General features: G+C 68.5%; 17 protein-coding genes. 15 read left to right on the forward strand and 2 right to left on the reverse strand.

Features of this window, described 5'->3' with window-relative positions; all coding sequences use genetic code 11:
- The first annotated feature begins 185 nt into the window (after positions 1 to 185).
- The 10 genes from CAL24_RS06465 (at position 186) to CAL24_RS06510 (ending at position 13,919) form a co-directional block, all read left to right on the forward strand.
- Positions 186 to 3,056: a 2-oxoglutarate dehydrogenase E1 component gene (locus tag CAL24_RS06465; protein ID WP_028354297.1), complete on the forward strand. Its 2,871-nt coding sequence runs from the start codon at positions 186 to 188 to the stop codon at positions 3,054 to 3,056.
- A gap of 44 nt (positions 3,057 to 3,100) precedes the next feature.
- Complete coding sequence (odhB, locus tag CAL24_RS06470) at positions 3,101 to 4,327, forward strand: 2-oxoglutarate dehydrogenase complex dihydrolipoyllysine-residue succinyltransferase (RefSeq protein ID WP_028354296.1); 1,227 nt, start codon at positions 3,101 to 3,103, stop codon at positions 4,325 to 4,327.
- Positions 4,328 to 4,631: 304 nt separating this feature from the next.
- Positions 4,632 to 6,059 (forward strand): dihydrolipoyl dehydrogenase, encoded by a 1,428-nt coding sequence (lpdA, locus tag CAL24_RS06475; protein WP_028354295.1) that lies wholly within the window; start codon positions 4,632 to 4,634, stop codon positions 6,057 to 6,059.
- A gap of 230 nt (positions 6,060 to 6,289) precedes the next feature.
- Positions 6,290 to 7,381, forward strand: a complete 1,092-nt coding sequence (gene zapE / locus CAL24_RS06480; RefSeq protein ID WP_028354294.1) for a cell division protein ZapE — start codon at positions 6,290 to 6,292, stop codon at positions 7,379 to 7,381.
- 142 nt (positions 7,382 to 7,523) lie between these two features.
- The gene (locus CAL24_RS06485; protein ID WP_419670629.1) at positions 7,524 to 8,000 is read left to right on the forward strand and encodes a sigma-70 family RNA polymerase sigma factor; all 477 of its coding nucleotides are present in this window, start codon (positions 7,524 to 7,526) and stop codon (positions 7,998 to 8,000) included.
- Positions 7,981 to 8,964 (forward strand): DUF4880 domain-containing protein, encoded by a 984-nt coding sequence (locus CAL24_RS06490; RefSeq protein ID WP_094806084.1) that lies wholly within the window; start codon positions 7,981 to 7,983, stop codon positions 8,962 to 8,964. Before CAL24_RS06485 ends, CAL24_RS06490 begins: the two co-directional genes overlap by 20 nt.
- Before the next feature lie 183 nt (positions 8,965 to 9,147).
- Positions 9,148 to 11,583 (forward strand): TonB-dependent siderophore receptor, encoded by a 2,436-nt coding sequence (locus CAL24_RS06495; protein ID WP_094806086.1) that lies wholly within the window; start codon positions 9,148 to 9,150, stop codon positions 11,581 to 11,583.
- Positions 11,584 to 11,675: 92 nt separating this feature from the next.
- Positions 11,676 to 11,981: a DUF3649 domain-containing protein gene (locus CAL24_RS06500; RefSeq protein WP_231501713.1), complete on the forward strand. Its 306-nt coding sequence runs from the start codon at positions 11,676 to 11,678 to the stop codon at positions 11,979 to 11,981.
- On the forward strand, positions 11,978 to 13,585 hold the full coding sequence (locus tag CAL24_RS06505; RefSeq protein WP_094806087.1) for a PepSY-associated TM helix domain-containing protein: 1,608 nt from the start codon (positions 11,978 to 11,980) through the stop codon (positions 13,583 to 13,585). Before CAL24_RS06500 ends, CAL24_RS06505 begins: the two co-directional genes overlap by 4 nt.
- Positions 13,586 to 13,592: 7 nt before the next feature.
- Complete coding sequence (locus tag CAL24_RS06510) at positions 13,593 to 13,919, forward strand: DUF3325 domain-containing protein (RefSeq protein ID WP_028354289.1); 327 nt, start codon at positions 13,593 to 13,595, stop codon at positions 13,917 to 13,919.
- A 4-nt stretch (positions 13,920 to 13,923) separates the two neighbouring features.
- Here the strand turns inward: CAL24_RS06510 and CAL24_RS06515 are convergent, their stop codons facing one another.
- On the reverse strand, positions 13,924 to 14,640 hold the full coding sequence (locus CAL24_RS06515) for an MgtC/SapB family protein (protein ID WP_094806089.1): 717 nt from the start codon (positions 14,638 to 14,640) through the stop codon (positions 13,924 to 13,926).
- Positions 14,641 to 14,650: 10 nt separating this feature from the next.
- Positions 14,651 to 17,413 carry a magnesium-translocating P-type ATPase gene (gene mgtA, locus CAL24_RS06520; protein ID WP_094806090.1) on the reverse strand — a complete coding sequence of 921 codons (2,763 nt, stop codon included), beginning with the start codon at positions 17,411 to 17,413 and terminating at the stop codon, positions 14,651 to 14,653.
- 501 nt (positions 17,414 to 17,914) lie between these two features.
- Between mgtA and CAL24_RS06525 the strand changes: the two genes are divergently transcribed.
- From CAL24_RS06525 to CAL24_RS06545, 5 genes are read left to right on the forward strand one after another with little or no spacing between them, the layout of a single operon-like run.
- Positions 17,915 to 18,544, forward strand: a complete 630-nt coding sequence (locus CAL24_RS06525; protein ID WP_094806505.1) for a GntR family transcriptional regulator — start codon at positions 17,915 to 17,917, stop codon at positions 18,542 to 18,544.
- A 36-nt stretch (positions 18,545 to 18,580) separates the two neighbouring features.
- Positions 18,581 to 19,555, forward strand: a complete 975-nt coding sequence (locus CAL24_RS06530; protein WP_094806092.1) for a tripartite tricarboxylate transporter substrate binding protein — start codon at positions 18,581 to 18,583, stop codon at positions 19,553 to 19,555.
- Between the two features lie 18 nt (positions 19,556 to 19,573).
- A complete protein-coding gene (locus CAL24_RS06535) occupies positions 19,574 to 20,584 on the forward strand; it encodes a Bug family tripartite tricarboxylate transporter substrate binding protein (protein ID WP_094806093.1) in 1,011 nt (336 codons plus the stop codon).
- 28 nt (positions 20,585 to 20,612) lie between these two features.
- Positions 20,613 to 21,674 carry an isocitrate/isopropylmalate dehydrogenase family protein gene (locus tag CAL24_RS06540; protein WP_094806095.1) on the forward strand — a complete coding sequence of 354 codons (1,062 nt, stop codon included), beginning with the start codon at positions 20,613 to 20,615 and terminating at the stop codon, positions 21,672 to 21,674.
- 2 nt (positions 21,675 to 21,676) lie between these two features.
- Complete coding sequence (locus CAL24_RS06545) at positions 21,677 to 22,540, forward strand: amidohydrolase family protein (protein WP_249278478.1); 864 nt, start codon at positions 21,677 to 21,679, stop codon at positions 22,538 to 22,540.
- The last annotated feature ends 87 nt before the right edge of the window (positions 22,541 to 22,627 follow it).

Raw genomic sequence — 22,627 nt, forward strand, 5'->3', positions numbered from 1 at the left:
GCCATGCCGGGGGGTGGGGCAGGGCGGCGAGACGCCGCAAATCCGAAGGGTTATACTTTTGAGTCATACGGCTTTCAAGGCTCGTACGCGCCTTCTGCCCCGCTATCCGCTAATCGGGAAGCCCGTGTCGCGGAAGGTTTTCCTGCATCGCATCGAGTGAAGCACTCGTCAAGGTGAAGCAACACATGTCCTCGGAAACAGAATCCCTTTCCACTTCGTATCTTTTCGGCGGCAACGCCCCTTACGTCGAAGAGCTCTACGAATCCTATCTCGACAATCCCGGCTCGGTCCCCGACAACTGGCGCGAATACTTCGACCAGCTGCAGCACACGCCGGCCACTGACGGCCAGGAAGCCACGCGCGACCAGGCGCATGCGCCCATCGTCCAGTCGTTCGCGCAGCGCGCCCGCAGCAACGGTTTCGTGCAGCATGCCGCGCAGCCCGACCTGTCGATGGCCAGCAAGCAGGTGTCGGTGCAGTCGCTCATCGCCGCCTACCGCTCGCTCGGTTCGCGCTGGGCCGACCTCGATCCGCTCAAGCGCCAGGAGCGCCCGGCCATCCCCGAGCTCGACCCGGCCTTCTACGGCCTGACCGAAGCCGACCTGGACCAGACCTACTCGGCCACCAACACCTACTTCACGACCGCCAGCACCATGACGCTGCGCGACATCCTGAAGGCGCTGCGCGACACGTACTGCCGCAGCATCGGTGCCGAGTTCACCCATATTTCCGATCCGGCCGCCAAGCGCTGGATCCAGGAGCGCCTGGAAAAGACCTTCGGCGCCGCGTCGTACAGCCCCGAGGAAAAGCGCCACATCCTGCAGCAACTGACCGAATCCGAGGGCCTCGAGCGCTACCTGCACACCAAGTACGTCGGCCAGAAGCGCTTCTCGCTCGAGGGCGGCGAGAGCTTCATCGCCTCGATGGACGAAGTGGTCAACCATGCCGGTGAAGCCGGCGTGCAGGAGATCGTCGTGGGCATGGCCCACCGCGGCCGCCTGAACCTGCTCGTGAACATCATGGGCAAGATGCCCGGCGACCTGTTCGCCGAATTCGAGGGCAAGCACGCCGAAGGCCTGACCGACGGCGACGTCAAGTATCACAACGGCTTTTCCAGCGACATCTCCACGCGCGGGGGCCCGGTGCACCTGTCGCTGGCGTTCAACCCCTCGCACCTGGAAATCGTCAACCCGGTGGTCGAGGGCAGCGCCCGCGCGCGCCAGGAACGCCGCGGCGACCACGAAGGCAAGCAGGTCCTGCCGGTGCTGGTGCACGGCGACGCCGCCTTCGCGGGCCAGGGCGTCGTCATGGAAACCCTGAACCTGGCGCAGACGCGCGGCTACGGCACGGGCGGCACGCTGCACATCGTCATCAACAACCAGATCGGCTTCACCACGTCCGACCCGCGCGACACGCGTTCGACGCTGTATTGCACCGACGTGGTCAAGATGATCGAGGCCCCGGTGTTCCACGTCAACGGCGACGACCCCGAGGCCGTGGTGTTCGCCACCAAGCTGGCGCTGGACTACCGCATGGAGTTCCGCCACGACGTCGTGCTCGACATCGTCTGCTTCCGCAAGCTGGGCCACAACGAGCAGGACACCCCGTCGCTGACGCAGCCGCTGATGTACAAGCGCATCGGCCACCACCCGGGCACCCGCAAGCTGTACGCCGACAAGCTCACCGCGCAGGGCGTGCTGGCCGAGGGCGAAGCCGACCAGATGGTGAAGGACTACCGCCAGCTCATGGAAGACGGCCAGCGCACCATCGAGCCGGTGCTGACCGACTACAAGAGCAAGTACGCCATCGACTGGTCGCCCTTCCTGGGCGCCAAGTGGACCGACCAGGCCGACACCGCGGTGCCGCTGGCGGAACTCAAGCGCATCGGCGAGCGCATCACCACCGTGCCGGAAGGCTTCACCGTCCACCCGCTGGTCAACAAGCTGCTGAACGACCGCCGCGCCATGGCCAAGGGCGAAATGAACCTGGACTGGGGCATGGGCGAGCACCTGGCCTTCGCCACGCTGGTGGCCTCGGGCTACGCGGTGCGCATCACCGGCCAGGATTCCGGCCGCGGCACGTTCACGCACCGCCACGCCGTGCTGCACGACCAGAACCGCGAGCGCTGGAACGACGGCACCTATATCCCGCTGCAGAACGTGTCGGACGGCCAGGCGCCGTTCACCGTGATCGACTCGGTGCTGTCCGAAGAGGCCGTGCTGGGCTTCGAGTACGGCTATTCCAGCGCCGAGCCCAACACCCTGACCATCTGGGAAGCGCAGTTCGGCGACTTCGTCAACGGCGCCCAAGTGGTGATCGACCAGTTCATCAGCTCGGGCGAGGCCAAGTGGGGCCGCCAGTCGGGCCTGACCCTGATGCTGCCGCACGGATACGAAGGGCAGGGTCCGGAACACTCGTCGGGCCGCATCGAGCGCTTCCTGCAGCTGTGCGCCGACAACAACATCCAGGTGGTGCAGCCCACCACCGCCTCGCAGATCTTCCACCTGCTGCGCCGCCAGATGATCCGGCCGTTCCGCAAGCCGCTGGTGATCTTCACGCCCAAGTCGCTGTTGCGCAACAAGGATGCCGGTTCGCCCCTGACCGAACTGGCCGGCGGCAATTTCCGCCCGGTGATCGGCGAATTGGACGATTCCATCGACGCGGGCGCGGTCAAGCGCGTGCTGGTGTGCTCGGGCAAGGTCTACTACGACCTGGTCAATGCGCGCCGCGAGCGCGAGGCCAGCCATGTCGCCATCATCCGCGTCGAGCAGCTCTACCCGTTCGCGCACAAGGCGTTCGAGGCCGAACTGCGCAAGTACGGCAAGGCCACCGAGATCATCTGGGTGCAAGACGAGCCGCAGAATCAAGGTCCGTGGTTCTATGTCCAGCACCACTTGTACGAGAACATGGCCGACGGCCAGAAGCTCGGCTACGCCGGCCGGCCGGCCTCGGCGTCGCCCGCGGTGGGCTATCTGGCCAAGCACCAGGAGCAGCAGAAAGCGCTGCTGGAGCAGGCTTTCGCCGCCAAGTACAAAGGCTTCATGCTGACCAAATAACGCCAGCCGCCGACATCGAACCCTTACTAACGGAACTCATTACTATGGCTATCACCGACGTCGTTGTCCCCCAATTGTCCGAATCCGTGTCGGAGGCGACCCTGCTCAGCTGGAAGAAGCAGAAGGGCGCCGCTGTCGAAGCGGACGAAATCCTGATCGAAATCGAGACCGACAAGGTCGTGCTGGAAGTGCCGGCGCCCGCGTCGGGCGTGCTGGCTGAAATCGTCGAAGGCGACGGCGCCACGGTCACCTCGGGACAACTGATCGCCAAGATCGACACCGCGGCCAAGGCCGCCGCCGCCGAACCGGCCGCCGCGCCGGCCGAGGCGCCCAAGGCTGAGAAGGCCGCCGAGAAGGCCGCCGCCGCGCCCGCGCCGGCTTCGTCCGGCTCGGCCGGCGTGGCTTCGCCGGCCGCCTCGAAGATCCTGTCCGAAAAGGGCGTGGATCCCTCCACCGTGGCCGGCACCGGCCGCGATGGCCGCATCACCAAGGCCGACGCCCAGGCTGCCAGCGCCGCGCCCGCCAAGGCCGCGGCCGCCGCGCCGGCGCCCGCCTCGGTGTCGCTGGACGGCCGTCCGGAACAGCGCGTGCCGATGAGCCGCCTGCGCGCCCGCATCGCCGAGCGCCTGCTGCAGTCGCAGCAGGAAAACGCCATCCTGACCACGTTCAACGAGGTCAACATGCAGGCCGTGATCGACCTGCGCAACAAGTACAAAGAGAAGTTCGAGAAAGAGCACGGCATCAAGCTGGGCTTCATGTCGTTCTTCGTGAAGGCGGCGGTCGCGGCGCTGAAGAAGTTCCCGCTGATCAACGCCTCGATCGACGGCAAGGACATCATCTACCACGGCTACTTCGACATCGGCATCGCCGTGGGCAGCCCGCGCGGCCTGGTGGTGCCGATCCTGCGCAACGCCGACCAGCTGTCGATCGCCGAGATCGAGAAGACCATCGCCGATTTCGGCAAGCGCGCGGCCGACGGCAAGCTGGGCATCGAGGAAATGACCGGCGGCACGTTCTCCATCTCGAACGGCGGCGTGTTCGGCTCGATGCTGTCGACGCCCATCATCAACCCGCCGCAGTCGGCCATCCTGGGCGTGCACGCCACCAAGGAGCGTCCGGTGGTCGAGAACGGCCAGATCGTCATCCGCCCGATGAACTACCTGGCGCTGTCGTACGACCACCGCATCATCGACGGTCGCGAGGCGGTGCTGGGCCTGGTGGCCATGAAGGACGCGCTGGAAGATCCGCAGCGTCTGTTGCTGGACCTGTAATCGGTTCCGGGCAATCGAGCCATGCGTTTTTCTGTCGCGACAGGCCGGGACTTGCCGGCCGGTGCGCGGCAGGCCCTGGCGGCCGGCCTGGCCGCCTGCGCGGCCAGACTGCCCTTCGCCTGCCTCGTCAGGCGGGGCGGCCGGGCAAACCCGCGCCGCTGCGCGGCGCCCGGACATGCCCGGCCGACTGCCCCCCGCCTTCCTTCGGTAGCGTCCGGCGGCCTTCACGGGCCCGCCGCGCACCGGCCGGCAAGCCCCGGCCTGGCGCTGGCGCTTTCTCAAGTTCCCCCTTTTCGAGATCATCATGTCCAAACAATTTGACGTCGTCGTCATCGGTGCCGGCCCTGGCGGCTACATCGCCGCCATCCGCGCCGCGCAACTGGGTATGTCGGTGGCCTGCATCGACGCGTGGCAGAACGGCCAGGGCGGCCCGGCCCCCGGCGGCACCTGCACCAACGTGGGCTGCATCCCGTCCAAGGCGCTGCTGCAGTCGTCCGAGCACTACGAGCAGGCCAACCACCATTTCGCCGAGCACGGCATCGAAGTGAAGGGCGTGAGCCTCAAGCTGGATACGCTGATCGGACGCAAGAACAACGTCGTCAAGCAGAACAACGACGGCATCCTGTACCTGTTCAAGAAGAACAAGATCACGTTCTTCCACGGCAAGGGCGCGTTCGCCGGCAAGGCCGACGGCGGCTATGCCATCAAGGTCTCCGGCACGGCCGACGAAGACCTGGTCGCCAAGCATGTGGTCGTGGCGACCGGCTCGTCGGCGCGCGAGCTGCCTGGCCTGCCGTTCGACGAAAAAGTGGTGCTGTCCAACGACGGCGCGCTGAACATCGATGCGGTGCCCAAGAAGCTGGGCGTGATCGGCGCCGGCGTGATCGGCCTGGAAATGGGCAGCGTGTGGCGCCGTCTGGGCGCCGAGGTCACCATCCTGGAAGCCATGCCGGAATTCCTGGCCGCGGCCGACCAGCAGGTCGCCAAGGAAGCCCTGAAGGCCTTCACCAAGCAGGGCCTGGACATCCAGATGGGCGTGAAGATCGGCGAGATCAAGGCCACGGCCAAGCAGGTCACGGTGCCGTACACCGACGCCAAGGGCGGCGAGCAGAAGCTGGTGGTCGACAAGCTGATCGTGTCGATCGGCCGCGTGCCGTACACCGGCGGCCTGAATGCCGAGGCGGTGGGCCTGAAGCTGGACGAGCGCGGCTTCATCGAGGTCGACGGCGACTGCAAGACCAACCTGCCCAATGTGTGGGCGGTCGGCGACGTGGTGCGCGGCCCGATGCTGGCGCACAAGGCCGAGGAAGAGGGCGTGGCGGTGGCCGAGCGCATCGCCGGCCAGCATGGCCATGTCAATTTCGACACGGTGCCCTGGGTCATCTACACCTCGCCCGAGATCGCCTGGGTGGGCAAGACCGAACAGCAGCTGAAGAAGGAAGGCCGCGAATACAAGGCGGGCAGCTTCCCCTTCATGGCCAACGGGCGCGCGCGCGCGCTGGGCGACACCACGGGCTTCGCCAAGGTGATCGCCGACGCCAAGACCGACGAGGTGCTGGGCGTGCATATCGTCGGGCCGATGGCTTCCGAGCTGATCTCCGAAGCGGTCACCATCATGGAATTCCGCGGCGCCGCCGAGGACATCGCCCGCATCTGCCACGCGCACCCGACCCTGTCGGAAGCCGTGAAGGAAGCGGCGCTGGCGGTGGACAAGCGCACGCTGAATTTCTGACGCCGGCGCGGGATGCCGCCGCGTCCCTGGCTGCCAGATAGCGTGTCACTCGGGTGTCAGACACCCATAGGTGTCTGACACCTGGGGACACCGGGTGGAAGTTGCGACACATGATTCAGGTGTCTGACACCTACAGGTGTCAGACACCTGGCGCATCAGGCGGGCCTCCCGCCTGGTCGCGATACAAGGCGGTCGGTCCGCCTTTTTTCTTTCAGGTTTTGCCCTGCGACATGAACGTCCGCGAATATTACGAACAGGCCCTGGCGGAGCGGGGCTACCAGCCCGATGCGGCGCAGAAACAGGCCATCGACCGGTTGCAGGCGTATTACGACGACTGGGTGCGCTTCAAGGCCATGCGCTCGAATGCCTTGAAGAAGCTGCTGAACCGGCCCGATGTGCCGCGCGGGGTCTACCTGTGGGGCGGAGTGGGACGCGGCAAGAGCTTCCTGATGGACGCCTTCTACGCCACCGTTCCGGTGGTGCGCAAGACCCGCCTGCATTTCCACGAGTTCATGCGCGGCGTGCACCGCGAGCTGGAAAGCGTCAAGGGCATGCAGGACCCGCTCGATGAAGTGGCGCGCCGGGTGGCCAAGCGCTACCGGCTGATCTGCTTCGACGAGTTCCACGTGTCGGACGTCGCCGACGCGATGATCCTGTACCGCCTGCTGCTCAAGCTGTTCGAGTACGGCACCTCGTTCGTCATGACGTCCAATTACGAGCCGTCGACCCTGTATCCGGACGGCCTGCACCGCGACCGCATCTTGCCGGCCATCGACCTCATCCAGAAGCGCATGGACGTGCTCAATGTGGACGCGGGCATCGATTACCGGCGCCGCTCGCTCGAGCAGGTGCAGTGCTACCACACGCCGCTGGACGCGCACGCGCGCGCCGCTCTGCAGGACGCCTTCGACCGCCTGGCCGACACGCCGCCGCAAGAGCCGCTGCTGCACATCGAGCACCGCGAGATCCGCGCCCAGGCGCTGGCCGGGTCGGTGGTGTGGTTCGACTTCGCGACGTTGTGCGGCGGGCCGCGCTCGCAGAACGACTACCTGGAGCTGGCCAACCGCTTTCACGCCGTGATCCTGTCGGACGTGCCGCGCATGGGGCCGCGCCAGGCCTCCGAGGCGCGCCGCTTCACCTGGCTGATCGACGTGTTCTATGACCACAAGATCAAGCTGATCATGTCGGCCGAGTGCGCGCCCGAGGAGCTGTACACCGAAGGGGCGCTGGCCAACGAATTCCACCGCACGGTGTCGCGCATCCTGGAAATGCAGTCGCGCGAATACCTGGAGGCGGAGCGGCGCCTGACGGTCGGCTTGTAACGCGCGCCGCCCGGCGGCAGGGTCGGGCTCATAGCGATTGATAATAATATTGGTTATCAATTACTATCAGCGTTTTCCGTCCTGTCCGCTTGCCGTGAAAACCTCTACGCCGTGCGGGCCCGTCGCGTCCGCGCCGGTGCCCGTGGATGTGCTTTACCGCGATCACCAGCCGTGGCTGTTCCGTTGGCTGCGGGGGCGGCTGGGCAGCCCATTCCGGGCCGAGGACCTGGCCCAGGACGTGTTCGTGCGCGTGCTCGCCGGGCGCAAGCAGGTGCACGCGGCCCAGGCGCGGCCGTTCCTGCGCACCATCGCCCACGGCCTGCTGCTGGACCACTACCGCCGCGCCAGCCTGGAGCAGGCGTATCTCGACTACCTGGCCGCGCTGCCCGAGCCGCAGCAGCCTTCGGCTGAACAGCGCGCCGCGGTGGTGCAGCAGGTCGCGGCGCTGGACCGCATGCTGGCCGGGCTGCCGGACAATGTGCGGCGCGCTTTCCTGCTGGCCCAGCTCGACGGGCTGTCTTATGCCGATATCGCCACGCGGCTGGGGGTTTCGCTGAGTTCGGTGCAGCAGTACATGACGCGCGCCCTGACGGCCTGCTATGCCTGCCTCCAGGACTGAGGCGCCGCCGGACGACGCGGTGGCGCGCGAGGCGATTGCCTGGTGGGTCAAGCTGCAGTCTGGCGAGGGCGGCGCGGCCGCGGCGCTGGCCTGTAGCCGCTGGCGCGCCGCCGACCCGCGCCATGAGCGCGCCTGGGCGCGCCTGGAGGGATTGGCGCAGGCGGTGCGCGGCATTCCGTCCGACTTCGCCCATGCCCAGCTGCTGGGCGCGCCGCGCTCGCGGCAGCGGCGCACCGTGCTCAAGAGCCTGGCCACGGCGCTGGTGGTGGGCGGCACGGCGGCGGCCGCATATGAATGGACGCCCTGGCAGCGGCTGTTCGCCGACTACAGCACGCGGGTAGGCGAGCGCCGCCGCGTGCTGCTGCCCGGCGACATCCGCATGGACCTGGCCAGCGATACCGCGGTGTCGGCCGAACTCGGCGCCGGACGGCGGCAATTGACCCTGTGGCGCGGACAGATGGGAATCGCGATCCACCATGCCGACGGCGCGCCGCCGCTGGTGGTGCGGGGCGCCGACAGCTTCGTCGAGGCGGTGCAAGCGCGTTTCGCGCTGCTGCGCGAGCCGGCGGGCATGCGAGTGGACGTCTACGAGGGCAGCCTGCGCCTGGTGGGCGCCGGCGGCGAATCGCGCCTGCTGAGCGCGGGCTCCGCGCTGTACCGCCAGGGCGGCGCATGGCGCGACGGGCCCGCGGCGGCCGACCAGGGCGCCTGGGTCGATGGACTGCTGGTTGCCAACGGCGATCGGCTCGACGCCGTACTGGCGCAATTGGCCCGCTACCGCCCGGGCATGCTGTCGGCCAGCGCCGCGGTGGCCGGCTTGCCGGTGTCCGGGGTGTTTCCCCTGGACGATACCGACCTGGCCTTGCGGATGCTGCAGCAGACCTTGCCGATCTCGGTGTCTCGCTGGGGAGAATTGTGGGTACGGGTCGAGGCCGCCGGGGCGGCCGCGCCAGGCCAGGCGTGAATCAATTTGTTGCAATTTGGGGCGGCGCGCGGCTGCAGGTTTGGCGCGCCCATGCGGAATAGCTCCTGCAAACCACCCATTCTTGCAGGAGTCCCCGTCTTGTCTTTTCTTGCTTCTTTCCTGACGGCCCCGGCCGGCGGCGCGCGGCGTCGCGGCCAGGATGCCCGGGTCCGGCCCGCCGCCATGCTGCCTGCGCTGGTCCTGGCGCTGGCCGGCGCCGGGCTGGCCACCTTGCCGCCCGCCGTGTTGGCGCAGCCGGCCGCCGCCCGCAGCTATTCCGTGCCCGCCGGTCCGCTCGGCCAAGTGTTGACCGCCTATGCGCGCCAGGCCGGGGTGCTGATCTCGTTCGATACCCGCCTGGTGGCGGGCCTGAGCGCCGCCGGCTTGCGGGGCAGCTACTCGGTGGGCGACGGCTTCGACGCCATCCTGCAGGGCTCCGGCCTGCAGGCCCAGCCGGGCGCGGGCGGCTGGGTGCTGCGGCGCGTGCCGGCCTCCACTGGCGGTACCGTGAGCCTGGCGCCGGTGGTGGTGCAGGGCGAGGGCGAGACCGGCACGGGGCAGACCTACGGCGTGGTGTCGCGGGTGGCGGCCACCGGCACCAAGACCGACACGCCCTTGCTGGAAACGCCGCAATCGATTTCGGTCATCACGCAGGACCAGATAGCCCAGCAGGGCGCCAATACGCTGAACCAGGTGCTGCGCTATACGCCGGGCGTGGCGGTGGAAACGCGCGGCGCGACGGCCACGCGGCTGGACCAGTTCACCATCCGCGGTTTTTCTGCCACCACCTACCTGGACGGCCTGCGCGTGTTCGGCGGGCGCGACGCGCTGCCGCAGGTCGACGCCTACCGGCTGGAGCGCGTCGATGTGCTGAAGGGGCCGTCATCGGTCGTATACGGGCAGGGCGGGCCGGGCGGTGTGGTCAACCAGATCAGCAAGCGGCCGGTCGACGGGCAGGTCAACGAGCTGGGCGTGGAATTCGGCACCGATTCGCTGCTGCGCGGCATGGCGGATGTCGGCGGGCGCCTGGACGACGAAGGCAAGCTGCTCTACCGGGTGGTGGCTTCCGGCTACAAGGCCGACGGCCAGCTCGACTATACGAAGGAACGCCGCTATTACATCTCGCCGTCCTTCACCTGGCAGCCCTCGGGCGATACGCGGTTGACGGTGCTGACGCATTTCCAGCGCGATCCGGACATGGGCGCATACGGCTCGCTGCCGGCCATGGGCACGGTGTACGAACTGCCGGACGGCAGCCGTTTTTCGCGCAGTTTCTATGACGGCGACAAGGGGTTCGAACGCAGCGACCGCAAGCATTATTCGCTGGGCTATGACTTCGAGCATCGCTTCAACGACACGTTCAAGGCGCGCCAGAACTTCCGCTATACGCACGCCGACGCGCAGTACCGCAGCATCTACAACAGCGCCTGGGCCGACCCCGGCACCTACCGCTACCTGACGCGCGGCATGATCGGCACCGACGTGGAGTTCGACGCTCTCACGCTGGACAACAACCTGCAGGCCGATTTCACCACCGGCGCATTCGCGCACAAGGTGCTGCTGGGCTTCGATTACCAGCACATCAAGACCGACACCCTGTCGGCCTCGCGCTGGGGCACGGCCGATTTCAACCTGGACACCTGGAACCCCAACTACGACGCCGGCTACACGCTGCCGCCGTTTACCAGCGACCAGACCCAGAAGCAATACCAGGCGGGCCTGTACCTGCAGGACCAGATCAAGGTGGGACGCCTGTCGGTGCTGCTGGGCGGGCGCTATGACTGGGCGCGCACGTCCACCGACACGACCAACCTGACTTCCGGCGCGCGCACCCATTCGCCGCAGCGCGCCCAGGCCTTCACCGCGCGCGCCGGCCTGCTGTACCTGTTCGACAACGGGGTGGCGCCGTATTTCAGCTATTCGGAATCGTTCGAGCCGCAAAACGGCACAGGCTGGAACAACCAGCCGTTCGACCCGGTGGAAGGGGAGCAGTATGAAGTGGGCGTGAAGTACGAGCCGGCGGGGTCGCGCATGCTGCTGACCGCCGCGCTGTTCGACCTGCGCCGCAAGAACCTGACCACCACCGATCCGGATCCGTCGCACATCTGCGGGTCGGGCCGCTGCAATATCCAGGCCGGCGAGGTGCGCACGCGCGGCCTGGAACTGGAAGCCAAGGCCGAGCCCATCGACGGCCTGAGCGTGATCGCCTCCTATACCTGGCTGAACAACGCCTACACCAAGGACAACCCCAATAGCGCGGGCGTCAGCCTGAAAGGCACTCACCCGACCGGCGTGCCCAAGCACCAGGCCTCGGCCTGGGTGCGCTACCAGCTGCAGGAAGGGCCGCTGGCCGGCCTGGGCGTGGGCGCGGGCGTGCGCTACCTGGGCGAAACGTGGGGCGATTCCGCCAATACGTTCCGCGTGCCGGGCGCGACGCTGTTCGACCTGGGCCTGGACTACGACCTGGGCCGTCACCAACCGGCCTTGAAGGGCTGGCAGGTCAGCCTGAACGTGGCCAACGTGTTCGACAAGCGCTATGTAGCGTCGTGCATCGACGAGAACTGGTGCTGGTATGGCTATGACCGCACCGTGAAGGCGGCGGTGCGATACCGCTGGTAGCGCAGGGTTGACCGCCCCGCCCGCGTGGCGGGGCTGGCAAGCTTGTTGTTAATGATTATAATTCTCAACTTAATTTGTTCGCAGGCTTTGCAGTGAAACCTGATCCCGGCGCCAGCCTGGCGCGTTATCGATGGGCCGTGGCGTCCCGTGTGGCCGCGGCCGTGCTGGGCGGCTACGCGCTGGCCTCGGCCACCGCAGCCTGCCTGGCGGTCTGGCTGCCGCTGGCGCGCGTCGATGCCGTCATCACCGCGATGCTGGCGGCCTTCGTGGCCTACGCCATCGGCGCGACCTGGGTGTTCGCCACCCGCAACGCGTGGCGCGCCTGGGCCGGCATGCTGGCGCCCGCGGCGCTGCTGGCCGCGTTGTTCTGGCTGGGCCGGCCCGCGGGGGTGGCATGAAGCCGTCCGCCAAGCCGCCCCAGGAGCCGGGCGAAGGCCTGCGCCAGGCCATGGCGTGGCTGCATACCTGGTCCGGGCTGGTGCTGGGCTGGGTGCTGTTCGCCATGTTCCTGACCGGCACGCTGGCGTTCTTCCGCCCCGAAATCACGCACTGGATGCAGCCCGAAATGCCGGCCCGCCAGGCGGCGATGCCGGCCGCGCAGGCCGCCGACCTGGCGCAGCGCTACCTGCAGCAGCACGCGCCCGATGCGCCGCGCTGGTTCATCGACCTGCCATCGCCGCGCGAGCCGCAACTGGGGCTGCTGTACCAGGTGCCCAAGCCGGCGCCGGGCGAACGCGGCTTCAAGCGCGTGAAACTCGATCCGAGCACCGGACAGGAGCTGCAGGCGCGCGAGACGCGCGGCGGCGATTTCCTGTACCGCTTCCACTTTGAACTGGAGATGGGTTTCCCGTGGGGGCGCTGGCTGGCCAGCATCGCTGGCATGTTCATGTTGGTCGCCATTATCAGCGGCGTGATCACTCACAAGAAGATCTTCAAGGATTTCTTCACCTTCCGCCCCGCCAAGGGCGGCCAGCGCGCCTGGATGGACGGCCACAATGCCCTGTCCGTGCTGGGCCTACCGTTCCACTTGATGATCACCTTCAGCGGCCTGGTGATCTTCATGGGCATGCTGCTGCCGGCCGGCATCTCGGCCGCCTACGACAATCCGCGCGGCTTCACTAACGACATGTTCCCGGCCTTCGCCGCGGCGCCGGCCGGCAAGGAAGCCGCGCCCCTGCTGCCGCTCGGCCGACTGGTCGAACAGGCGCAGGCGCAGTGGCGGGATGGCCGGGCCGGGCGCCTGGTGGTGGCGAATCCAGGCAAGGCCGGCGCGGTCGTGTCGGTCAGCCGCGATGCGGGCGAACGGGTGTCGTACGGCCGCCTGGCGCCCACCCTGCGGTTTGACGGCGTCGATGGCCGGCTGCTGGCGCGCCACGATAGCGATAGCGCGGCCATGGTGACGGCCGGCACCATCATTGGCCTGCACCTGGGCCTGTTCGCCGAGCCGGTGCTGCGCTGGCTGTACTTCCTGGTGAGCCTGGCCGGCACGGCCATGGTGGGGACCGGGCTGGCGCTATGGGTGGCCAAGCGCCGCCAGAAGGCGGGCGGCGCGGCGGCGCAATCGTTTTCGCTGCGGCTGGTCGATGCCTTGAATGCCGGCGCGATCGCCGGGCTGTGCGTGGCCCTGGCCGCGTACTTCTGGGCCAACCGGCTGCTGCCGCCCGAGCTGGCCGGCCGCGCCGCCTGGGAAACGCGCGTGTTTTTCGGCGTCTGGGCACTGACGTTCCTGTATGCCTTCGCGCTGCGCGCACGCATGTGGCCCGACCTGCTGTCGCTCGCCGCCGTGCTGGCGCTGGCGCTGCCGGCCTTGAACGCCGTCACGACGACGCGCCACCTGGGCGTGTCGCTGCCCGCCGGGGACTGGGTCATGGCCGGGTTCGACCTGACCGCGCTGGCGGCCGGGACGCTGCTGGCCTGGATGGCCCGCAAGGCGCGCAAGCCGCGCGCCCAGCCTGTGCGACGGCCGCTGGCGCGCGGCGCGGCGGCCCTGGAGACAAGGTGATCCGATCATGATGAGCGTCGCCGCTTTCTGCCTGGCCTACGCCGGCTTCGCCGCCCTGTGCCTGGGCATGGACCGCCACTACGAGGCGGTATTCGACCGCCAGCTGCCGCGCCGCCATCGCGCTCCCTTGCGGGTCGTGGGCTGGCTGGCGCTGGCCCTGTCGCTGTGCGCCTCGGCCGCGGTCTGGGGGTGGCGATACGGCACGGTGGAATGGATCGGCATCCTGAGCCTGGCGGGACTGCTGCTGATCTGGTTCGTCAGCTACCGCCCCGGCGCCGCGCTGGCGACCGGCGGGCTGTGCGCCATCGCGGCGCCGGTGCTAGCCTGGATGTGAGCCGTCAGTCCGTGGTGCTGGGGTTCCAGAATGCCTGCCGCACGGCGGGCAGCGCGGCGAGCCGCCGCACCAGCGCATCGAGTTCGTCGCCATCGACCGAGTCGGCCGCCAGGGTCGCCTCGATTTCGATCTCCGTCTGGCCGAAGGCGTGCGTTTCGAGATCGCGCGCCGGGTAATTGCTGCGTTCCAGCTCTTCCTCGAGCTGCACCAGGACCATCTTCTGGTGCGCGCGTTCGGCGATCAGGTAGACGGTGTTGGTGACCTCGGCCGACTGCACGTCGAGAGGTTTGCGGTTGATGGTGTTGACGATGGGGCGCAGCAGGGTGTTGGCCGCCAGCACGAACCCGGTGGCCAGCACTGCTTCGGCGATCAGGTCGGCGCCGGCGGCCGCCCCGACGGCGGCCGATCCCCATAGCGTCGCCGCGGTGTTGAGCCCGCGCACGTTGCCTTCTTCGCGCATGATGACGCCCGCGCCCAGGAAGCCGATGCCCGAGACGACATAGGCCATGACGCGCACCGCGCCGTCGGGACCGGCCAGGCGGTTGGCGGCGTCCACGAAAACGGCGGCCCCCACGGCCACCAGCACATTGGTGCGCAGTCCGGCGGTGCGCTGCCGGTACTGCCGTTCGAAGCCGATCAGGCCGCCGAGCACGAACGCCGCGGCGAGGCTGGCCAGGGTGTCGAGCAATGAGCCCGCATTGAGGTTCAGGAAAGCTTGCATGCCGGTTTCCTCATTGCCAGCCGTAGCGGCGCAGGTAGATGTTCTTCATGATTTGTGTCAGGCCCATGTACGCCAGCAAGATGGCGGGCAGGCACGCGAAGTACAGCGGCGGCAGCGCCTGCAGCTTGAAGTACGGGGCCAGCGGTCCCATCGGCAGGAAGATGCCGATGGCCACGATCAGGCCGGTCATCAGCAGCAGCGGCGCCGCCGCGCGGCTCTGGATGAACGGCAGCCTGGGTGTGCGGATCATGTGCACGATGAGGGTCTGCGTCAGCAGGCCGACGATGAACCAGCCGGACTGGAACAGGGTCTGTTCACGCGGCGTGTCGGCGCCGAAGACGAACCACATCATGGCGTAGGTGGCGATATCGAATATTGAACTGATCGGGCCGAAGAACAGCATGAAGCGCCCGATGTCGGCCGGCTGCCAGCGCTGCGGCCGGCTCAGCAGGTCCTCGTCCACGTTGTCGAACGGAATGGCGATCTGCGAGATGTCATACAGCAGGTTCTGCACCAGCAGATGGATCGGCAGCATCGGCAGGAAGGGCAGGAAGGCCGAGGCCACCAGCACCGAGAACACATTGCCGAAGTTCGAGCTGGCGGTCATCTTGATGTACTTGAGCATGTTGGCGAAGGTGCGGCGTCCTTCGCGGACGCCGGCCTCCAGGACCATCAGGCTTTTTTCCAGCAAGATGATGTCGGCCGCTTCCTTGGCGATGTCCACTGCCGTGTCGACCGAAATGCCGACATCCGCCGCGCGCAGCGCCGGCGCGTCGTTGATGCCGTCTCCCAGGAACCCGACCACGCGGTCGCCCGCCTTGAGCGCGCTGACGATGCGTTCCTTGTGGGCGGGCGTGAGCCGCGCGTAGATGTCGTGGCTTTCCACCGCCGCGGCCAGCGTCCGGTCGCTCATGCGCTCGATGTCCGCGCCCAGCAGCAGCCCGCGCGACGGCAGCCCCACCTCCTGGCAGATCTTGGCGGCCACGCGCTCGTTGTCGCCCGTGAGCAGCTTGACCGCGACGCCATGGGCGGCCAGCGCCGCGAGCGCCGGCGCGGCGGACTCCTTGGGCGGGTCCCGGAACGCGACATAGCCGGCCAGCACCAGGTCGCGCTCGTCGGCCACGCCATATTCCCGACCGGTCGGCGGCAGTTGCCGGGTGGCCACGCCGATCACGCGCAGTCCTTCATCGTTCAGCCGGCCGGTCACGGCCCGGATGCGCGCCAGCAAGGCGGGCGTCAGCGGCTGGACGGCGTCGCCGTGGCGCACCTGGGCGCAGGCGGCCAGCATCTCGTCGACCGCGCCCTTGGTGATCATGACAGGCGATCCATCGCGACCGGCCACCACTACCGACATGCGCCGGCGCGCGAAGTCGAACGGGACCTCGTCCACCTTGCGGTAGTTCCTGGCGGGCTGCAGCTCGCGATGCACCTCGGCATGTTCCAGCACCGCCACGTCCAGCAGGTTCTTCAGGCCGGTCTGGTAATAGCTATTGAGGTACGCAAGCTCCAGCACCTCGTCGCTGTCGCGGCCCCAGATATCGACATGCCGCGCCACGGCAACCCGGTCCTGGGTCAGCGTGCCGGTCTTGTCCGTGCACAGCACGTCCATCGCGCCGAAGTTCTGGACCGCGTCGAGCCGCTTGACGACGACTTGGCGGCGCGACAGGGCCACCGCGCCCTTGGCCAGCGTGGCGGTCACGATCATCGGCAGCATTTCGGGCGTCAGGCCGACAGCGATGGAGAGCGCGAACAGCACGGCCTCCAGCCAGTCGCCCTTGGTGAAACCGTTGATCAGCAGCACCAGCGGGGCCATCACCAGCATGAACCGGATCAGCAGCCAGCTGACCTTGTTGACGCCCGCCTCGAATGAAGTCGGGGCGCGATCGACCGCGGCGACCCGGCCGGCCAGCGCGCCGAAGTAGGTATGGTTGCCGGTGGCGAGCACCACGGCCGTGGCCGAACCGGACACCACGTTGGTGCCCATGTACAGGATGTTGTCCAGCTCCAGCGGATTGATCGCCCGTGCGTCGCGCTGGGTCGCGAACTTCTCGGCGGGCGTCGATTCGCCCGTCATCGCGGCCTGCGACACGAACAGATCCTTGGCGACCAGCACGCGGCAATCGGCGGGAATCATGTCGCCCGCCGACAGCGCCACGACATCGCCAGGCACCAGTTGCCGGATGGGCAGTTCGATGGCGTGCGCCGCGCGCGCGTGGCGCGGCGCGGCGCAACCCCGGGCGGACGTTCCCATGGCGCGCGCCGGGCCCGGACGGAGCACGGTCGCCGTGTTGGCGACCATCTTCTTGAGCGCCTCGGCGGCGGCGTTGGACCTCGCTTCCTGCCAGAAGCGCAGCAGCGTCGATAGCGCCACCATGGCGGCAATGACGATGGCGGCCTTCAGGTCGTCGGTCAGCAGCGAAATGGCCGCCAGCAAGGTCAGCAGCAGGTTGAATGGATTGCGGAAGCAATGCCACAAATGCCGCCACCAGGGCAGCGGCTTTTCGCGCTCGATTTCATTGAGGCCCTCGCGGGCGCGTATGGCTTCGGCCTGGGCGTCGCTCAGGCCCTCGGCCCGGCTGGCGAGTCGCTGCAACAGGGCCTGGGCATCGCAGTGCGCCGCCGCGGACAGGGATTGGCTCAGCGGCGCGGGGATATCCCGGCTGACGCCGGTGCGCGCCAGGCTCTCCAGCATCGCCAGGCGCCGGAAATGCCGGGCGATATGGCGAGCGCGAAGGAAGCTCGCAAAAAGCGCTTTCAATAGCGTGAAGTTCATTGTTGTTCTCCGGTTGGCATGCCTGCTTCACGCTTTGGGGCGGCGTGTTCAGGCGCGAGGGGGGCGGTCGGGGTTCTGGCATGGATGTGGTCAGGTCAAGTGGGCCGGGCGCGCAGACGAACGCGTCCGGCGGACGCGCGCCGTCGGCTCGCCGCGGACGGCAAGCGTCATTCGGGCCGGCGGCCGGCAAGGCCGTCGGCGCGTCAGGGTCTGGAGAAGGGGGAGAGCCGCGGCAGGGGTGCCGCGGCCGGGTGCCGCTTCCCGCACTCGGCGAGACAGCGGCAGGGACGAGCCTGCGCGTTATCGTGCCGAGGAAGTGCCGGTCTCCTGGACCGGCCGACTACTGTCGCTCGAACAAGTGCCCACGTCGGGGTCTCCGCAGTTGATGAACTGGCGCGATTCTACGCCGGCGGATAGGCCGCCTCAAGCCTTTTTCGCGTCCCTGTTTGCATTCTCTTTTTTGTATGCAAAAATATATATAAGTACACAATGCAGGCCGCCATGCCCATACCGCAAGCCAGTTCGCAGGCGTACGCCGCCTACAACGAGATCAAGCGCCGCATCTTCTCGGGGGAGTTCGCGCCCGGCGCGCGCTTGCGCGAGATCGAGGTCGCGCAACTGCTGGAGCTGGGCCGCACCCCCGTGCGCGAGGCGCTCAAGCGCGTCCAGGACGAGGGCCTGTTGCGCCAGGAGCCCGGCCGCGGCCTGGTGGTCACCACCATGGACCAGCAAGAAGTCGGCGAGCTCTACGCCATGCGCGAAGTGCTGGAATCGGCCGCCGCCGCGCTGGCCGCGCGCCATGCCGCCGACGCGGAGATCGCCAACATGGAAGCCATCCTGCGCGAGGGCGGCAGCGATCCGGTGGCGCTCAATCTACGCTTTCACGAAGCCATCTACAGCGCTGCGCACAATCGCCACCTGATCCGCCTGCTGCGCTCGCTGACCGACACCACTTACCTGCTGGGGCGCAGCACGCTCAGTTCCAGGCCGCGCGCCAAGGCGGCACAGCAGGAGCACGCCGGCATCGTGGCCGCGATCCGCGACCGCGATCCCGCGCGGGCAGCCGAGGCGGCCCGCGAGCATATCCACCAGGCATTGCTGGAGCGCCTGAAAATGCTGCGCCAGGGGTGAGCCAACCGTTTCAGATCATCGAGGAGACAAGGCATCATGCGTTACCTGAAGAGCATCCGCCGGCGCGCGCTGGCCGCGGCAGCCTGGATGCTGCCGGCGCTGGCTTGCGCGCAAGGCTTTCCGGACAAGCCCATCAAGCTGGTGGTGCCGTTCGCGGCGGGCGGCGGCACCGACAGCATTGCACGCGATATGGCGCGCACGCTGAGCGACCGGCTGGGCCAGCCGGTCGTGGTGGAGAACCACGGCGGCGGCGGCGGGTCGATCGGCGCCAATCTGGTGGCGCATGCCGCGCCCGACGGCTACACCCTGCTGTTCGCCACGTCCACTTTCGTGACCAACGCGGCGGCGCAGGCCACTCAGATGTACGACGTCGACAAGTCGTTCGCGCCGGTCGCGCTGATCGGCCGCGGCCCGCTGCTGGTGGTGGCCAGCAAGGATCTCGGCGTGACGTCGGTGGCCGAACTGCGCAGCCTGGCTGGCCGGCGGCCCGACGATATCAATTTCTGCTCGGCCGGGGCGGGCAGCATCAACCACCTGTCGGGAGAGCTGTTCAAGCAGAAGGCCGGCGTGCAGATGACGCACGTGCCATACAAGGGCAGCGGCCCGGCCACGGTGGATCTGCTGGCTGGCAGGGTGCAGGTGTTCTTCGCGACCGTGCCGACCATGCTGGGGCAAGTGAAGGAGGGCCGCGTGCAGCTGCTGGCCGTGACCAGCCAGGCGCGCTCGCCGCTGTTTCCCGATACGCCCACCATGGCCGAGGCGGGCGTGCCCGATTTCGACATCTCGACCTGGTGGGGCATTCTGGCCCCGGCCGGCACGCCGCCGCAGGTGGTGCGGCAGCTCAATACCGCGGTCAACCAGGCCGCCGCCGCCGATCTGGTGCGCCAACGCCTGACCAACGAAGGCGCCGACCTGTACGCGGGCCGGCCCGAGGACTTCGGCCGCGCCTTGTCGGCCGAACTGGCCCTGTGGCGGGGCGTAGTGCAGCGATCGGGCATTCGCCTGGATTGACGCAACGCAGGAGCGATCATGACACATGCTTTTGTTCGTCCGGCCCAGCCCGGCCGCCGGCGCCTGCTGGCGGGCGCCGGCGCCGCCGTGCTGGCCGTATTCGGCCATCACGCCCTGGCGCAGTCGGGCTATCCATCCCAGGCCATTACCGTCACCGTGCCATATGCGCCAGGCGGGCAGGGCGACGTCTTCGCGCGCTTGCTGGGCGAGCGGCTCGGCGCGGCGCTGGGCCAGACCATGGTGGTCGAGAACCGGCCCGGCGCCTCGGGCTCGATCGGCGCACGCCAGGTCGCGCGCGCCGCGCCCGACGGCTATCACCTGCTGCTGGGGCAGACGGGCGAGATGGCGGTCAATCCATTCGTGATGCCGGACCTGGGCTACGATCCGCAGCGCGATTTCGCAGCGGTCGCCCTGGTGGGCGATTCGCCGCTGGTGCTGGCGGTGCCGGCCGGCTCGCCGCATGCCGACCTGGCGGCATTGATCGCGGCGGCGCGCGCCCGGCCCGACACCGTCACATATGCATCGTCCGGCACGGCGACGCCGGGACACCTGGCCGCCGCCGCGCTGGCACTCGCCACCGGCGCGCGCATGGTCCACGTGCCGTACAAGGGCGCGGGGCAGGCCATGACCGATTTGCTCGGCGGGCATGTGGATTGTTTTTTCTCCAGCGCGTCCGCGGTGATGCCGCATATCGCGGCCGGCCGGCTCAGGGCGCTGGCCGTGTCCACGCCACGGCGCGTGGCCGCGCTGCCGGATGTGCCGGCGGTGGCGGAACGCGTCGCGCCGGGTTTCGATTTCAGCTTGTGGGGCGGCTATTTCGCGCCGGCGGGCACGCCCCAGGCTGTCGTGCAGCGCCTCAACAACGACATCAACGCCGTACTGGCCGACCCGCGCATCCGCCGCCGCCTCGAGGCCGACGGCACCACCGTGCGCCCGGCCTCGCCGGCGGACTTCGCCGCTTTCGTGCGCGACGAGGCGGAGAAGTACCGTCGCCTGGTCGAGGCGGCGGGCGTGCGCGTACAAGGCTGAGCGGTTCTTTTCTCATCGAGGTGTCTTTATGAAAATAGTGGTTCTCCCGGGCGACGGTATCGGCCCCGAAACGATGGCGGTGGCGGTCGAGGCCCTGGAAGAGGCGTCCCGGCGCTTCGGCCTGGGCTTGCAGCTCGAACACGACGTCGCCGGCCATGCCAGCCTGCAGCGGCATGGCGCCACCGTGACGCCGGCGTTGCTGGAAAAGGTGCGGGCGGCCGACGGCCTGATGCTCGGGTCGATGGCGACCTACGATTTCAAGGACGAGAGCAAGGGCGAGATCAATCCGTCCAAGTTCTTCCGCAAGAGCCTCGACCTGTACGCCAACATCCGCCCCGCCCGCACGTACTGCGGCATGCCGGCGCGGCTGGGCGAGTTCGACCTCGTCGTGGTGCGCGAGAATACCGAGGGCTTCTATGCCGACCGGAACGTCGAATCCGGCGGCAGCGAGATGCTGATCACGCCCGACGTGGTGGTGTCGCTGCGGCGCATTACGCGCCAATGCTGCGAGCGCATCGCGCGCACCGCCTTCGAGCTGGCCATGACGCGCAAGAAGCATGTGACCATCGTGCACAAGGCCAATGTGCTGAAGATCGGCGATGGCATGTTCATCGATATCTGCCGCCAGGTGGGGCGGGAGTTCCCCGAGGTGCGTGTCGATGACGTGATCGTCGACGCCATGATGGCGCATGTGGTCCGCGCGCCGGAGCGCTATGACGTGGTGGTCACGACCAACATGTTCGGCGACATCCTGTCCGACCTGACCGCGGAACTGTCGGGCAGCCTCGGCCTGGGCGGCTCGCTCAACGCGGGCCGCGACCATGCCATGGGGCAGGCCGCGCATGGGTCGGCGCCCGATATCGCCGGGCAGGACATCGCCAATCCGGCATCGCAGCTGCTGTCGGCCGCCATGCTGTTGAACTGGTACGGCCAGCGCAAGGGCGGGCGCAATTTCCTGGAAGCGGCGGCGGCCATCGAGCAGGCCATCGCGGCCGCCATCGCAGCGGGGCAGTGCACCCGCGACGTGGGCGGCAGCCTGGGCACGCGCGCCGCCGGCCAGGCCGTGCTCGACCGGCTGCGGGCCGCCTGACCATGCCGGCCAGCGCACTGCCCGCCGGCGCCTGCGACTGCCACGTACACGTGGTGGGCGATCCGCGCCGCTATCCCATGGCGGCCGACCGCCACTACACGCCCGGTCCGGCCGGCCCCGCGGACCTGCTGCGCCACCTGGACGGGCTGGGGCTGGCGCGCGCCGTCATGGTCCAGCCCAGCATTTACGGCACCGACAATCGTTGCCTGCTGGATAGCCTGGAGGCGCTGCAGGGCGCGGGCCGGGGCGTGGCGGTGCTGGACCCGGACGTGACGCCGGCGGCGCTGGCCGACCTGCACGCCTGTGGCGTGCGCGGAGTGCGCATCAACCTGGAAAGCGCGGGCCGCAGCGATCCGCACAGCATCCGTGCGGCGCTGGCGGCATGGGGCCGGCGCCTGGCGCCGCTGGGCTGGCATGTGCAGGTGTACGCCTCGCTGGATGCAATCGCCGCGGCGGCGCCCGCCCTGGGGGCGTTGCCAGTGCCCGTGGTGCTGGATCATTTCGCCATGATTCCGGCCGGCACCGCGCTGGCGGATCCGCGCGTGCAGGCGGTGCGGGGCCTGCTGGCGTCGGGCGCCGCCTATGTGAAGCTGTCGGCGCCGTATCGCGTCGATCCCTCCGGCCAGCAGGCCGGCGCGGTCGCCGCCCTGGCGGCGGCCTTGCTCGACAGCAATCCGGACCGCGTGCTGTGGGCCAGCGATTGGCCGCACACCAACCGCGAGCCGGGCAAGGCCGCGTCGGAAGTCAGCGCCTACCGCCGCGTGAGCGGCCACCAATTGGCCGCCGGCATCGCTGCCTGGCTGCCCGAGGCCGGCCTGCGCGCGCGGGTGCTGGCCGACAATCCGGCGCGCCTGTACGGCTTCTAGGGCCGGTCCACGCCAGAACGAGCCCCGGGTACCACGCGGCCGACGCGTTACACTGCGGACTTCCCCGCAACTGCCAGTTGTCCCCGT

The sequence above is a fragment of the Bordetella genomosp. 2 genome, from assembly GCF_002261345.1.
In the GTDB taxonomy this organism is placed as follows: domain Bacteria; phylum Pseudomonadota; class Gammaproteobacteria; order Burkholderiales; family Burkholderiaceae_B; genus Bordetella_A.